At 70.1% G+C, this 12,543-nt stretch carries 13 protein-coding genes; 3 read left to right on the top strand and 10 right to left on the bottom strand.

What is annotated here, in order from left to right; translation table 11 throughout:
- Positions 1-8: 8 nt before the first annotated feature.
- Positions 9-953, bottom strand: a complete 945-nt coding sequence (locus tag ACQY4O_RS04575; protein ID WP_428375036.1) for a DUF4167 domain-containing protein — start codon at positions 951-953, stop codon at positions 9-11.
- 311 nt (positions 954-1,264) lie between these two features.
- Positions 1,265-2,122, bottom strand: a complete 858-nt coding sequence (gene prmC / locus ACQY4O_RS04570; protein ID WP_428375035.1) for a peptide chain release factor N(5)-glutamine methyltransferase — start codon at positions 2,120-2,122, stop codon at positions 1,265-1,267.
- 21 nt (positions 2,123-2,143) lie between these two features.
- Here prmC and ACQY4O_RS04565 point away from each other — a divergent pair, with 21 nt between their 5' ends.
- Positions 2,144-2,632: a hypothetical protein gene (locus ACQY4O_RS04565; protein ID WP_428375034.1), complete on the top strand. Its 489-nt coding sequence runs from the start codon at positions 2,144-2,146 to the stop codon at positions 2,630-2,632.
- Here the strand turns inward: ACQY4O_RS04565 and prfA are convergent, their stop codons facing one another.
- The 5 genes from prfA to msrA all read right to left on the bottom strand — a co-directional run bounded on the left by prfA (position 2,633) and on the right by msrA (position 7,913).
- Complete coding sequence (gene prfA / locus ACQY4O_RS04560; RefSeq protein WP_428375033.1) at positions 2,633-3,691, bottom strand: peptide chain release factor 1; 1,059 nt, start codon at positions 3,689-3,691, stop codon at positions 2,633-2,635.
- Entirely contained in the window at positions 3,688-4,935 is a 1,248-nt protein-coding gene (gene hisS / locus ACQY4O_RS04555; RefSeq protein WP_428375032.1) for a histidine--tRNA ligase, read from the bottom strand. The genes prfA and hisS overlap by 4 nt, the downstream gene beginning before the upstream one ends.
- Positions 4,936-4,953: 18 nt before the next feature.
- Complete coding sequence (ispG, locus tag ACQY4O_RS04550; protein ID WP_428375031.1) at positions 4,954-6,108, bottom strand: flavodoxin-dependent (E)-4-hydroxy-3-methylbut-2-enyl-diphosphate synthase; 1,155 nt, start codon at positions 6,106-6,108, stop codon at positions 4,954-4,956.
- Positions 6,109-6,265: 157 nt separating this feature from the next.
- On the bottom strand, positions 6,266-7,297 hold the full coding sequence (locus ACQY4O_RS04545; RefSeq protein ID WP_428378106.1) for a helix-turn-helix domain-containing protein: 1,032 nt from the start codon (positions 7,295-7,297) through the stop codon (positions 6,266-6,268).
- A gap of 76 nt (positions 7,298-7,373) precedes the next feature.
- Positions 7,374-7,913, bottom strand: coding sequence for a peptide-methionine (S)-S-oxide reductase MsrA (gene msrA, locus ACQY4O_RS04540; RefSeq protein ID WP_428375030.1), 540 nt, complete (start codon positions 7,911-7,913; stop codon positions 7,374-7,376).
- 173 nt (positions 7,914-8,086) lie between these two features.
- Here msrA and ACQY4O_RS04535 point away from each other — a divergent pair, with 173 nt between their 5' ends.
- Positions 8,087-8,515, top strand: a complete 429-nt coding sequence (locus ACQY4O_RS04535) for a DUF2934 domain-containing protein (protein WP_428375029.1) — start codon at positions 8,087-8,089, stop codon at positions 8,513-8,515.
- Between the two features lie 13 nt (positions 8,516-8,528).
- Here ACQY4O_RS04535 and ACQY4O_RS04530 read toward each other — a convergent pair whose 3' ends face one another.
- Together ACQY4O_RS04530 and ACQY4O_RS04525 are read right to left on the bottom strand one after the other, a co-directional pair.
- Entirely contained in the window at positions 8,529-8,783 is a 255-nt protein-coding gene (locus tag ACQY4O_RS04530; protein ID WP_428375028.1) for a hypothetical protein, read from the bottom strand.
- 80 nt (positions 8,784-8,863) lie between these two features.
- A complete protein-coding gene (locus tag ACQY4O_RS04525; RefSeq protein WP_428375027.1) occupies positions 8,864-9,754 on the bottom strand; it encodes a glycosyltransferase family 2 protein in 891 nt (296 codons plus the stop codon).
- Between the two features lie 108 nt (positions 9,755-9,862).
- Here ACQY4O_RS04525 and ACQY4O_RS04520 point away from each other — a divergent pair, with 108 nt between their 5' ends.
- Positions 9,863-11,419 (top strand): amino acid permease, encoded by a 1,557-nt coding sequence (locus ACQY4O_RS04520; protein ID WP_428375026.1) that lies wholly within the window; start codon positions 9,863-9,865, stop codon positions 11,417-11,419.
- A gap of 29 nt (positions 11,420-11,448) precedes the next feature.
- Here ACQY4O_RS04520 and ACQY4O_RS04515 read toward each other — a convergent pair whose 3' ends face one another.
- The gene (locus ACQY4O_RS04515; protein ID WP_428375025.1) at positions 11,449-12,420 is read right to left on the bottom strand and encodes an alpha/beta hydrolase; all 972 of its coding nucleotides are present in this window, start codon (positions 12,418-12,420) and stop codon (positions 11,449-11,451) included.
- Positions 12,421-12,543: the final 123 nt, after the last annotated feature.

Below are 12,543 nucleotides of genomic sequence, written 5' to 3'. Positions count from 1 at the left end.
GGGCCCGGTCAGGCGTCGGAAAACTCGGCCTGCGAATTCGGCTCCTCGGGCTGCGGGCGCTCCGCCTTGGGCTGGCGTTCACGCCTGGGTTGCCGCTCTCGGCGCTCGCGGACCGGCACCGGCGCCAAGGGGTCGACGTCCACCTGGCCACCCGTCTCGCCATACACCTGCCCATGCGCTTCTGAGAGCGGGGCCGGTTGCTCGCCGGCGGTCCCGCCATAGCCCTCGATACCGGGCAGACGCGGCTCGGCCGGCGCGAAGTCGCGCCCACGCTGGGCCGGGCCTTCAGCGGCAGCATCGTTGGCCTGACCCTGGCGCTGCGTGTCCTGGCCGGCCTGGGACCGATCACCGAAGTAGCGCTCGCCCCGGCTCTCGTTGCGGTTGCCCTCGGCCTGATACCGCTCCGCGCGCTGCGGCTCGAACTGGCGTTCGCTCTGCCGATCCGGCTGCCGCTCCTGGTAGCGATCTTGATTACGCTCCTGGTTGCGCTCCTGGTTGCGCTCCTGGTTGCGCTCTGGGGGCTGCGGCGTCGAGCCGGTGATCAACGGATCCTCGCCACGATCGTCCTGGTCGGGATCCATCGTCTGGCGACGCTGCTGGTTCGGCTGGCCATACTGGCCGTTACCCGGGCCCGGCTGGCCTTGTCCCTGTCCCTGTCCCTGCTGGGCGGCCTGGGCGATGGCATTGAGAATACGGAAATAATGCTCGGCGTGCTGGAAGTAGCCTTCCGCCATGACACGGTCGCCGGAGCTGGTCGCATCGCGGCCAAGCTGCAGGTATTTCTCGAAAAGCTGCTGGGCGGTGCCGCGTATGCGCAGGTCCGGCCCGTTGCTGTCGAAGACATGGTTGCGGTTGAGCGGGATCTGGCCGTTATGATGACGGATCGGGCTGCCGCCGCCGCCCCCGCCACCACCGCCGCCCGGACGATGGTTGCGGCCTCGCATGCGTTTCATGTTCATCAGTCTGTCACAGCGCTTTCCTGATTGCCAAAGCCCGGCACGATCCGGCTGTCCCGGAAGCCACCTGCCCTGGATGTCGCCCGGTCGGGGCGCCATCATGTTCGGAGTTCCCGGCTACGAGCGACGGGCCAGCCCTCCGGTCAAGACCTGCTGCTGCCCAATCCGGGCGGCGCGACGATCAACATGGCCGGTTGCCGACTGTTTACGTGGAGGCGTACCTGTCTCAGGGCGACCACGACACAACACTATCTAGCCATCCAAGGCTGGTATGCCAAATAATTTCTGGCCGCCTCAGGTCAACCCGGTCAGGCCTGAGCCAGCGCCAGCGCGCGGGCGACGCCGCCGAGATCCTGCCGGACCTCCAGCAGCCTGAAGCCGGCCGCACTGCCCAGGGCGGTCACCGCCGCCGCCTGGCCCTGGCCGATCTCGAGCAGGACGATCCCTCCGGGCGCCAGCCGGCGACCGAGATCGCGCAGGATGGAACGGTAGGCCTCGAGCCCGTCCGGCCCGCCATCGAGCGCCAGATGCGGTTCGTGCCGGGCCACCTCGGGCATCAGCAGCGGGATCTCGCCGGTCGGGATGTAGGGAGGGTTGCTCAGGATGATATCGAAGCGCGGACCGGCGAGGGCATCGTGCCAGCGGCCGCAGACGAGCATGGCCCGCTCCGCCAGGCCGGTCCGCCGGGCGTTGCGGGCCGCCACGCGACATGCCGCCGGCGACAGGTCGACGCCGAGCCCTGTCGCCTGCCGGTATTCATGCAAGGCTGCCAGCAACAGGCAGCCGGTGCCGGTGCCCAGGTCGAGCACGCGCCAGGCCCGGCTCCGGTCGGGACGCAGCCGCAGCAGGCTCTCGATCACCGTCTCGCTGTCGCCGCGCGGGATCAGCGTATGGGCGCTCACGTCGAGATCGAGCGTCCAGAAGCCCTGGCTGCCGGTGATATAGGCGAACGGCTCATGCGCCGCGCGTCGCCGCAGTAGGCCCTCGAAGCGGAGGCGCGCGTCCGCGCCGATCCGATGCCGGCTCGGCAGCCCGTCGAGGGACACGCCGAGCGCATGCGCCAGCAGGCGCCGCGACTCGCGTCGCGCATCCTCGATGGATGCGGACAGCAACAGGCGCTGGCCGAGTACGAGCAGGGCAGACAAACTCTCGTCGTCCGGGTCCATCGCGTCCTATCCTGCCGCCACATGATCGAAGCGGTTCGCCTGCCGAGTTTCGCCCTGTCACTGGCCGTGCTGTCACTGGCCGTGCTGGTCGCCCTCGCGCCGGGTCCGGCGCGCGGCGCCACCTTCACCGTGCACGACAAGCGGGCTGATCGCGAACTCTCGGAGACCACCGAGCTCTATGTCGACGGCCAGCGCGTGGCGGCGTTCGCGCTCGATGCGGCCCACGACCAGATCAGCCTGCCGGTCACCGTCGCGCCGCTGCCCGGGCAGAGCCTGTCGAAGCGGCACAGCTACGTGCTCTGCGGCCTGGTCACCGTGCGCAGCGGCAACGGCGCTCCGGAGGTGCACGAGGTCAACGGCACCGGCGTGCTGCTCGATCCGGCGGGCCACAGCTTCGAGGCGCTGGCGGCGGACGACTTCACCCTGTTCTACCTGGCCGACCCGACCAATACCGGCGCCGCCACCCATGCCCCGTGGCGCTCCGGCCTGTGCCACGCGGCGGTGTCATGATCAGGCCTGGGTCTCCGCCAGCAGGGCCGCCTGCTCCTCGGAGGTCAGCGCGTCGATGAACTCGTCGAGGTCGCCCTGCATGACGCGGTCGATCTTGTAGAGCGTGAGGTTGATGCGGTGGTCCGACACGCGGCCCTGCGGAAAGTTGTAGGTGCGTATGCGCTCGCTGCGATCCCCGGTGCCAACCTGCGACTTGCGGTCGGCGGCCCGGGTCGCATGGCTCTGCGAGCGCTGCTGCTCGTAGAGCCGGGCGCGCAGGATTTTCATCGCCTTGGCGCGGTTCTTGTGCTGGCTGCGCTCCTCCTGCATCGCCACCACGATGCCGCTCGGCAGGTGGGTGATGCGCACCGCGCTCTCGGTCTTGTTGACATGCTGGCCGCCGGCGCCGGATGCCCGATAGACATCGATGCGCAGGTCGGTGTCGTTCACCACCACATCGACCGCCTCGGCCTCCGGCAGCACCGCCACCGTCACCGTCGAGGTATGGATGCGGCCCTGGCTCTCGGTGGCCGGCACGCGCTGCACCCGGTGCACGCCGCTCTCGAACTTCAGCCGGGCGAACACGTTGCGCCCGGTGACCTCGGCGATGCCCTCGCGCAAGCCGCCCAGCTCGCTCTCGCTGTATTCCAGCAGCTCGAACCGCCAGCCGCGCGCCTCGGCATATTTCCGGTAGGCCGCGAACAGCTCGGCGGCGAACAGCCCGGCCTCGTCGCCGCCCGCCGCCGGCCGCAGCTCCAGGATGGCGCTGCGCGCGTCGGCCTCGTCACGCGGCAGCATGGCGAGGCGGATTTCGTGCCGCAGCCCGGGCAGGCGCTCGTGCAGCGACTGCAACTCGGCCTGCGCCAGCTCGCGCATCTCCGGATCGACCAGCAAGGCGGCGGCGCTGCGCTCCTCGGCCTCGGCGTCGCGCAGTTCGCTGATGCGCGCCACGACGGCCTCGAGTTCGGCATACTCGCGCGACGCGCGATTGAACGCCTCGCCGCTCAGCGCGCCGGACAAGGCGTCGCGCAGTTCGTCGGACCGCGCCACGATGCGGTCCAGCCGCTGTTCGAAAGTCATCGCCGCGCGGCGATATGGGCGGCGATGCGATCGAGCGCCACCTCGTCCTGCGCGCCGGTGGCCAGCCGCTTCACCTGGGCAGCCCCTCGCGCCACCTCGTCCTCGCCCAGGATCACCGCCCAGCCGGCGCCGATCCGGTTGGCGCGCTCCATGCGGCGCTTGAGGGTGCCGCGCCAGGACTGCTCGGCCCGGAGGCCCGCGGCACGCAGGGACTGCAGCACGGTGATCGCCGCCTGCTGCGTCGCCTCGCCGGTCGGCAGCACCGCGACCGGCACCGGCGCGGCGGGCGCCGACGCCAGCAGCAGCGCCAGCCGCTCGATGCCGCCGGCCCAGCCGATCGCGGGCGTCGGCGGACCGCCCATCTCGGCCACCAGCCCGTCATAGCGGCCGCCGGCGAGCACGGTGCCCTGCGCGCCGAGGCTGTCGGTGGTAAATTCGAACGCGGTATGGCTGTAATAGTCCAGCCCGCGGACAATGCGCGGGTTCTCGCGGAACACCACGCCGAACTGGTCGAGCCCGCGCCGCAGCCCGTCCCAGAACACCTGCGCGGTGGGGCTGAGATGGCCGTCGATGCGCGGCGCATCCGCCAGCAGCGCCTGGTCGGACGGCGACTTGCTGTCGAGGATGCGCAGCGGATTGCGCTCCAGCCGGGCCTGGCTCTCGTCGGAGAGCCCGCTCGCCACGTCGCGGAAGTATCCGATCAGCGCGTCCCGCCAGGCGGCCCGGCTTTCGGCATCCCCGAGCGTGTTCAGCTCAAGCACGGTCGCCTCCGCGATGCCCAGCGCAGCCAGGATGTCGCGCCCTAGCGCGATCACCTCGGCGTCGGCCAGCGGCTCGGCCGCCCCGATCAGCTCGGCGCCGATCTGGTGGAACTGCCGGTAGCGCCCCTTCTGTGGCCGCTCGTAGCGGAACATCGGCCCGGCATAGAAGATCTTCTGCGGCAGCGACTGGGTCAGGCCGTTGCTGACCAGCGCGCGGCAGATCGCCGCCGTGCCCTCCGGACGCAGCGTGAGGCTGTCGCCGCCACGATCGGCGAAGCTGTACATCTCCTTGGTGACGACATCGGAGGTCTCGCCCAGCGTGCGCGAGAATACCCGGGTCTCCTCGAAGATCGGCGTCGCCCACTCGTCGAAGCCGTACAGGCCGCTCACCCGGCGCGCGGTCTCCACCACATGCGCGAACCGCCGCTGGTCCTCGCCGATCAGATCGCGGGTGCCGCGTACCGGCTGCAGTGCCTCTGCCACGGTTCCGGGGCGCCTGCCCTATTCCGCCGCGACAGCGGAAGTTTTTGCCGCAAGTTCGGCGGCTTTTGCCGTGTCCATCTCGGCCTGGATCAGCTTCGCCTTGGCTTCCACCAGGTCCACGATATGCTCGACCATCGCCTCGGCCGGCATGGTGTGGTCCTGCCTGCCCGCCGCATAGACCATGTGCCGGCCGGAGCCGCCGCCGGTGACGCCGATATCGGTCATCAGCGCCTCGCCGGGCCCGTTCACCACGCAGCCGATGATCGACAGCGAGAGCGGCGTCTCGATATGCGCCAGCCGCTCCTCCAGGGTCGCCACCGTCTGGATGACGTTGAAGCCCTGCCGCGCGCAGGACGGGCAGGAGATGATCTTCACGCCGCGATGCCGTAGGCCGAGCGACTTCAGGATGTCCCAGCCGACAAGCACCTCCTCTTCGGGCTCCGCCGAGAGCGACACTCGTACGGTATCGCCGATGCCGGCCCAGAGCAGCGAGCCGAGCCCGATTGCGGACTTCACGGTGCCGGCGCGCTTCCCGCCCGCCTCGGTGATGCCGATATGCAGCGGATGGTCGCAGGCGTCGGCGAGCTGCTGGTAGGCGGCGACGGCCAGGAACACGTCGGATGCCTTCACGCTGATCTTGAACTCGTGAAAGTCGTGGTCCTGCAGGATCTTGGCGTGCTCGAGCGCGCTCTCGACCAGTGCCTCGGGGTTCGGCTCGCCGTACTTCTCCAGCAGGTGGCGTTCCAGCGAGCCGGCATTGACCCCGATGCGTATCGAGCAGCCATGCTCGCGCGCCGCCCGCACCACTTCGCGCACCCGCTCCGGGCTGCCGATATTGCCGGGATTGATGCGCAGGCACGCGGCCCCCGCCTGCGCCGCCTCGATGGCGCGCTTGTAGTGGAAATGGATGTCGGCGACGATCGGCACATTCACCTCGCGCACGATCTCGGCCAGTGCCGCGGTGCTCGCCTCGTCCGGACACGACACGCGCACGATGTCGACGCCGGCGACCTCGGCCCGACGGATCTGCGCGATGGTCGCCTGGGCGTCGTGGGTCAGCGTGTTGGTCATGGTCTGCACGGTGACCGGCGCATCGCCACCCACGGGCACGCGGCCGACATGGATCTGGCGTGACTTGCGACGCTCGATCTGCTGGTACGGACGGTAGCTCATAGCGCGATGCTCCGGATGCGACGGAGACCGCCGGTCCTGACGACCAGCCCGGACTCCGGATGGGACCGCCCGGGAGAGGCCCGAGAGGCAAATGGTCCTGCGCGGCTTCCTGCCAGGAACCGCCTGCTTTGGCCAGGGGTGCGTGCGGCCGTCGCCGTCACGGCGCCGGCGTGTGGCCGGATGGCGACGCCGCGGCCGGTGTGCCGGAGCGGCCCGCATTCAGCGCCTGCACCGCAGCAGGATCGAGCGAGAGGTTGCGCCGCACCGCGCCCGAGCGTCCCAGCAACGGCCCGGTGGCGTCGCCCACGGCCAGCGCGAGGCCGCCCGCATTGCCGGTCGTCAGCACGAGCGGCGGCGTCGCCGCGGGCACCGTCCAGCTTTCGCCCGGAGCCAGCACATGGTCATAGACCACGCCTCCGTCGGGCCGGCGGACCTGCACCCAGGTTGCCGCCAGCGCCTTGAGCGTGACCGTACCGGCAGCAGCCGGTGCGACAGCGGGGCCGGCAGGAGCCGGTGGGACAGCGGGGGATGACGGTGCTGCGGGCACCGACGGCGCGCGGTCCGGCACCGCGGGCGCCAGAGCCGATGGCGTTGCCGATGGCGTTCGAGCCGCGGCTGCCGGCACCGGCACCGGCACCGGCGCTGGCGCTGGCAGGGCAGCCGGCCGCGGCGGCGCTGATGATGAAGCAGGCGGCGAAGGGGCGGGCGGCGACGGGGCGGCCGGCGACAGCATGGCGTCCGGCACCGGGGGCACCGCCGCTACGGTGACCGCATCGCGCGCGCTGAACACATACCAGCCGGCATAGGCGCCGATCAGCAGCACGACTCCCAGCAGGATCGCGGCCCCCGCCGGAACGCCGCGCTCGGGCACCGGCGACGGGAAGCTGAGGTCGGGATGGCCGAGATACCCACGGCTTTCCTGCCGGAACCGCTCGATCGCCGCCTGCGGATCCAGGCCCAGCGCCACCGCGTAGCTGCGCAGGAACCCGATCGTGTAGGTGCCGGTGGGCAGCCCGTCCGGCCGGCCGTCCTCGAGCGCCTGCAGGTAGGACCGCCGGATGCGCAGCCAATCCGCCACCTCGCCGAGGTCCCAGCCGAGCTGCTCACGCCGCTGGCGCAGGCTGTCGCCCACATGCGGCGGTTGCCCAGCGGGGGTCGGCGCGGACTGCTCCGCCTGCCGCCTGATCATTGCCAAGTCACCCCCGGTCAGGTCCGGCGATGATCCTAGTCCGGCGTCGCGCCACATGGGTATCGTCCGGCAAGGTTCAGGCCGCGCCCTGCTTCAGGCGGTCGTGGAAGGTGCTGCGGAACTTGGCGACCTTGGGCGCGATCACGACCCGGCAGTAGCCGGCGCCCGGATGCCGCGCGAAATAGTCGTGATGCTCTGGCTCGGCCGGATAGAAGGCCAGCAGTGGCGCGATCTCGGTCACGATCGGCGCATCCCACACGCTCGCCGCCGCGATCTCGTCGCGCACGGCGTTCGCGGTGCGGCGCTCCTCGTCCCCGTCCACAAAGATCACGGAGCGATACTGGGTGCCGACATCGTTGCCCTGCCGGTTCAGCGTGGTCGGGTCGTGGATCGTGAAGAAGATCCGCAACAGGTCGGCATAGCGCAACACCGACGGATCGTAGGTGACGCGCACGACCTCCGCATGGCCGGTGGTGCCGGTGCACACCGCCTCGTAGCTCGGAGTCTCGGTCCGGCCGCCGGCATAGCCCGACAGCACGGCGCTGACACCCTCGAGGTCCTTGTAAACCGCTTCGACGCACCAGAAGCAGCCGCCGCCCAATACCGCGATGGCCATGATGACCCCCTTCTTGTAACCGCGGCTCTACATGGCGATCCTGCAGGAGCGCGAAAAGTGCCCGACCGACGACGGAGGCGGTCCGGGACAGGCAGAGCGGGGTGCCTTCGCAGGCGGCGCCGGAACTGCCCGGATGGATCGGACGCTGAGGCGATATGACAGGAGACTGGACGATGGCCGCCAATCCACTTGAAGAAGACCACGAGCGCGATCACCGGATCCGCGAGCGCGCCTACCACCTGTGGGAGGCCGACGGCCGGCCGCACGGGCGAGAGGCGGACTACTGGGAGCGCGCGCGCGAACTCGATGGCATGCAATCCGCGGGCGAAACCGGCCAGTTGCCGAACCCGATCGCGACCGGCGCGGATCCGCGGCTCGAGGATCCGATCGAGGAGGCGTTCCTGCAGGACAATCTCGGCGAGTTCCCCGACCGCTTCGCCGATCAGGGCGAAAGCCACCCGGTCCCGAAAGGCCGGGCGCCCGGCCACAAGGCGAAGTCCGAGCCGGTCAAGGCACCCGAACCCAAAACCAAGAAGAAGGCCAAGCGTGCAACGGCCGAGCCCCCGGCGGCGGCGAAGAAGGCGAAGGGTAAGCCGAAGTAAAGCCCGCCCGCGTTCAGCGCGGGACCACCACGGTCCCGTCCTTGGTCGTCGTTTTCGGACGGATCACCGGCATGCTCTGCGCCGGCATCCTCGGCGCCGGGCGCGACATCTTCGGGTCGAGGTGACGCGGCGGCCGCAGCACGCCCGACCCTTGCGTGCCGTTCGGATTCGGCACCGTCTGCGCCGCCGCCGCATCCCAGCAGAGACTGGTGAGGGCATACGCTACCAGCATCCACACGGCGCATCGGCCCGGTTGTGAAGTCGCCATGACATCCTCCCGCCCTGGGCCTCCCGCGCTGACCTGAGCCTGTTTGCCAACGGCGCCCTGCTCCGGCGGTTGCTCTGGCTTCAATAGCTGCCGACGAAGCGGTGCGGCAGGCGCCACAGCTCGTCGCCGCTCAGATGCAGGTCGATGCGGAACAGCGCATCGCGGCGGCTCGCGGCACTCGCGATCACCAGCGCCAGCCAATGGCACAACGCCGCATCGTCTGGCGCCAGGGTCACGTCGCCGCGCTGCGGCAGGGCGGCGATGCTGCGCAGCATGCCGGTCCAGTCGGCATCGTCGACCCGCTGGTGCGAGCCCGCCTCCGGCCGGCTCCAGGCCTGTGCGCGGGTGCGCGCGAGCCGCGACAGCCCCGAGAGCATGTCCGCATAGCGCAGGTGGAACAGGAACAGCGAGCCGAACGCCGGTGCCGCGTCGATATTGTGGAACCCGGGCGCCCAGGCGACCGCGCGGCGGATCAGCACCGGCTTGCACATCGACGAGCTGAAGCGCAGCCATTGCCGCTGCAGGCTGAGCGGCCTGCTCCAGTCCAGCGCCGGTTCGTCGTCCGGCCGGTGCACCACATCCAGGCCGATCGCGGTGACCACGGCATCCGCGGCCAGATCGGCGGCGAACGCGCCCAGCGAGGCGTGCGAGGCCGGATCCGCCACCAGCAGCTCGTCCACGTCGACATAGATGACGCTGTCGTACCAGGTCAGCAGGGCGGCGCAGAGCCGCGAGATGAAGCCGGATCGACGGTCGTCATCCTGCGGCGAGCGCGGGATGCGCAGCAGGTTCAGGCCAGGGGGCAGCCGGTCCGCCGCCGTACTGCCGTCGTCGCTGCCGTGATCGACCACGTAGCACCGGCCGGGATCCGCCTGGGCGCAGTAATGCCGGAGCCAGACCGGCAGGAAGTCGGCCTCGTTATAGACCATGGTGACGATGGCGAGCGGCGCGCGAACCACATCCTCGATCATCGGCCGACCCTCACGCCGGGCCCCAGGCCGGACATGCGCCGCGATCCGACGGGCTGGCAGCCTTGACCCATATTGTCCGCCTGTTCATACGCTCTTAGCATGGGTCCCATGCAAAAGCTTCAGACCACCGACGTTGGCGGCGCGTCCCGGGGCGGCCGCATGATGCTGCGCAAGCCGACGGCGCATATCGAGGCCGAGATCGCCTCGCACGGCCTGAAGCGCACGCTGGGCCCGATCAACCTCACCATGCTCGGCGTCGGCTCCACCATCGGCGCCGGCATCTATGTCATGACCGGCAGTGCCGCCGCCAACTATGCCGGGCCCGCGGTGCTGATCTCGTTCCTGATCGCGGGGCTGGCCTGCGTGTTCACCGCCCTCTCCTACGGCGAGCTCGCCTCGGTGATGCCGGTCAGCGGCTCGGCGTACACCTATGCCTATGCCGCCGTCGGCGAGGTGTTCGCCTGGACCACCGGCTGGCTGCTGCTGCTCGAATACGGCATCTCGACCGCGGCGGTGGCGGCCGGGTTCTCCGGCTATGCCACCAGCCTGCTGCATGATTTCGGCCTCGACGTGCCGCCCTGGCTGCACACGCCGCTGCTGCTGACCAGCCATGACGGGCCGCTGACCACGCTGGTGATCGGCGGCGGGCTGGATCTGGTGGCCGCCTTCGCCAGCCTGCTGGTCACCGCGATCCTGGTGATCGGCGTCACTGAAAGCGCCACCGTCAACACCGTCATCGTGTTCATCAAGGTCTCGGTGCTGGTGATCTTCGTGGCGCTGGGCATCTCGGCGGTGCATCCATCCAACTGGGTGCCGTTCATCCCGCCCAGCCAGGGCGGCTTTCGCTTCGGCATTCCGGGCGTGTTCCGCGCCGCCTCGGTGATCTTCTTTGCCTATGTCGGCTTCGAGGCGGTGTCGTGCGCCGCCGCCGAGGCGCGCAACCCCAGGCGCGACGTGCCGATCGGCATCCTCACCTCGCTCGCCATCTGCACCGTCACCTATCTCTGTGTCGCCGCCGTGCTGACCGGCATCGTGCCGTACCGCCAGCTCGGCGTCGCGGACCCGCTGGCGATCGCGGTGGACGCCATGCACGAACCCTGGCTGGCGCTGCTGATCAAGGTCGGCGCCGTCACCGGGCTCTGCTCGGTGATGCTGGTGCTGCTCTACGGCCAGTCGCGCATCTTCTACACGATGTCGCGCGACGGCCTGCTGCCGCGCGCCTTCCACACCCTGCACCCGCGCTTCCGCACGCCCTGGATCGGCACCATCATCGTCGGCGTGGCGAGTGCCACCGCCGCCGCCACCCTGCCGATCGACATCATCAGCGACCTGGTGAGCCTCGGCACCACGGTCGCCTTCGGCATCGTCAGCTTCACCGTGATCTGGCAGCGCAACGCCCGCCCCGACCTGGTGCCGCCGTTCCGGGTGCCGCTCGGGGCGTTGCGGATACGCGGCGTATGGATCGGCATCGTGCCGTCCCTGGGCATCCTGTTCTGCGTGGTGATGGCAGCCCCGCTCCTGATCGACTTGGTGACCGAGCTCTTCACCGGCAACCCGGTGCCGGCCCTGCTGCTGTTCGGCTACGCCGCCCTTGGGGCGATCTGCTACCTCTGCTACGGCATGCGGCACTCGACGCTCGGACGCGAGCTCCGGCCCGGGCGCTGAAGGCAACCGGCTCGACACAAAAGAATCGCTCAGAAGCGGCTTGACCACGCCCTGACGATCGCCGCGGTTCCGGCCGGTGTCGTTGTGAGGCCGATATGTCCGACGCTCGGCACGATATCGACGCGTATGCCCGGCTTGCCGGCGGCCAGCGCGCCTTGCAGCTTGTCGGCCAGGAACAACTCGTCATCCGCGCCATCCATCGCCATGATCGGACGCGCGGTGCGGCGCAGGTCCCCCAGATAGTCGTCGTCCGGCTGGAAATTCATCAGCAACCGATACGAGTAGGTCGGGACGAGGTGATCGGGGTTGCCGGCCGGCAGGCCGAAGGCGAGCACCGGCAGGCCGTCGAAGGCGGTGACGCCGAGCCGGTTGACCAGCAAGAGCGCCACGATGCGCGGAACCGCCACCGAGACCCAGCCGCCCGAACCGGTCCCGACGCGGGCGTTGGGCGCGTCGTGGCGCAGGTAGGGTGCCAACAGGATGTAGCGACTGAAGCGCTGACCGAGGCGGCCGCCGGCGATCCGAAGCGCAAAGCCGCCGCCGGACGAAAAGCCGACGAGCGTCGTCTCGCGGGCCCGATGGGTCCGCTCGAGGCTGCTCATCAGGTCATCGAGATCGTCCTCCAGCTGGCCGATATACGCAATGTCGCCCTGCGGGCCCGACCGGCCGTGCCCGCGGACATCCGGGACGATGACAGTTGCTCCCGCCGCCGCCAGCGCCTTCGCCACGGCGTGCATGCTGCTGGCCGACCCCGCCGATCCGTGGATCAGAACGGCCACCCGATCCGGATTGCCTGCGTAGCGTCGATAGGCGAGGTCGGCGCCATCGCGGGCGGTGTCGTGCAGGAGCGGTGGCAGGTCCGAGAAATCGACCGCCTGGAAGGGCGCGCTGACGCTCGCCAGCGGCGGCGGTGGCTTCGGGCTGTCGAACGCGATCGTGCCCGCGATGGCGGCCACGGCAAGCAGCACGACCCCGGCGAAGATCCCGACCATGGTGCGCATGGAGCTTCCTCTCGGCCCGGCCTGCCTGAAACGGATCTCGCCGAAACTCCCAGCGCGAGCCGACCGGGTCAACCGGCGGCAGCATGGAAATGCTCGGGGGGAGTTGGCCGCCTTCCCCGCTGC

The sequence above is a fragment of the Lichenicoccus sp. genome, assembly GCF_965277665.1.
Lineage (GTDB): Bacteria > Pseudomonadota > Alphaproteobacteria > Acetobacterales > Acetobacteraceae > Lichenicoccus.
The sequence above is the reverse complement of the archived record's forward strand: the minus strand, read 5'-3'. Positions and strand labels throughout refer to the sequence as shown.

Coding starts and splice junctions, on each gene's coding strand:
- ACQY4O_RS04515 (WP_428375025.1), bottom strand. CDS start 12,420: ATGCGCACCATGGTCGGGATCTTCGCCGGGGTCGTGCTGCTTGCCGTG.
- msrA (WP_428375030.1), bottom strand. CDS start 7,913: ATGGCCATCGCGGTATTGGGCGGCGGCTGCTTCTGGTGCGTCGAAGCG.
- ispG (WP_428375031.1), bottom strand. CDS start 6,108: ATGAGCTACCGTCCGTACCAGCAGATCGAGCGTCGCAAGTCACGCCAG.
- ACQY4O_RS04520 (WP_428375026.1), top strand. CDS start 9,863: ATGCAAAAGCTTCAGACCACCGACGTTGGCGGCGCGTCCCGGGGCGGC.
- prmC (WP_428375035.1), bottom strand. CDS start 2,122: ATGGACCCGGACGACGAGAGTTTGTCTGCCCTGCTCGTACTCGGCCAG.
- ACQY4O_RS04575 (WP_428375036.1), bottom strand. CDS start 953: ATGAAACGCATGCGAGGCCGCAACCATCGTCCGGGCGGCGGTGGTGGC.
- ACQY4O_RS04525 (WP_428375027.1), bottom strand. CDS start 9,754: ATGATCGAGGATGTGGTTCGCGCGCCGCTCGCCATCGTCACCATGGTC.
- ACQY4O_RS04535 (WP_428375029.1), top strand. CDS start 8,087: ATGGCCGCCAATCCACTTGAAGAAGACCACGAGCGCGATCACCGGATC.
- ACQY4O_RS04530 (WP_428375028.1), bottom strand. CDS start 8,783: ATGGCGACTTCACAACCGGGCCGATGCGCCGTGTGGATGCTGGTAGCG.
- ACQY4O_RS04545 (WP_428378106.1), bottom strand. CDS start 7,297: ATGATCAGGCGGCAGGCGGAGCAGTCCGCGCCGACCCCCGCTGGGCAA.
- ACQY4O_RS04565 (WP_428375034.1), top strand. CDS start 2,144: ATGATCGAAGCGGTTCGCCTGCCGAGTTTCGCCCTGTCACTGGCCGTG.
- prfA (WP_428375033.1), bottom strand. CDS start 3,691: ATGACTTTCGAACAGCGGCTGGACCGCATCGTGGCGCGGTCCGACGAA.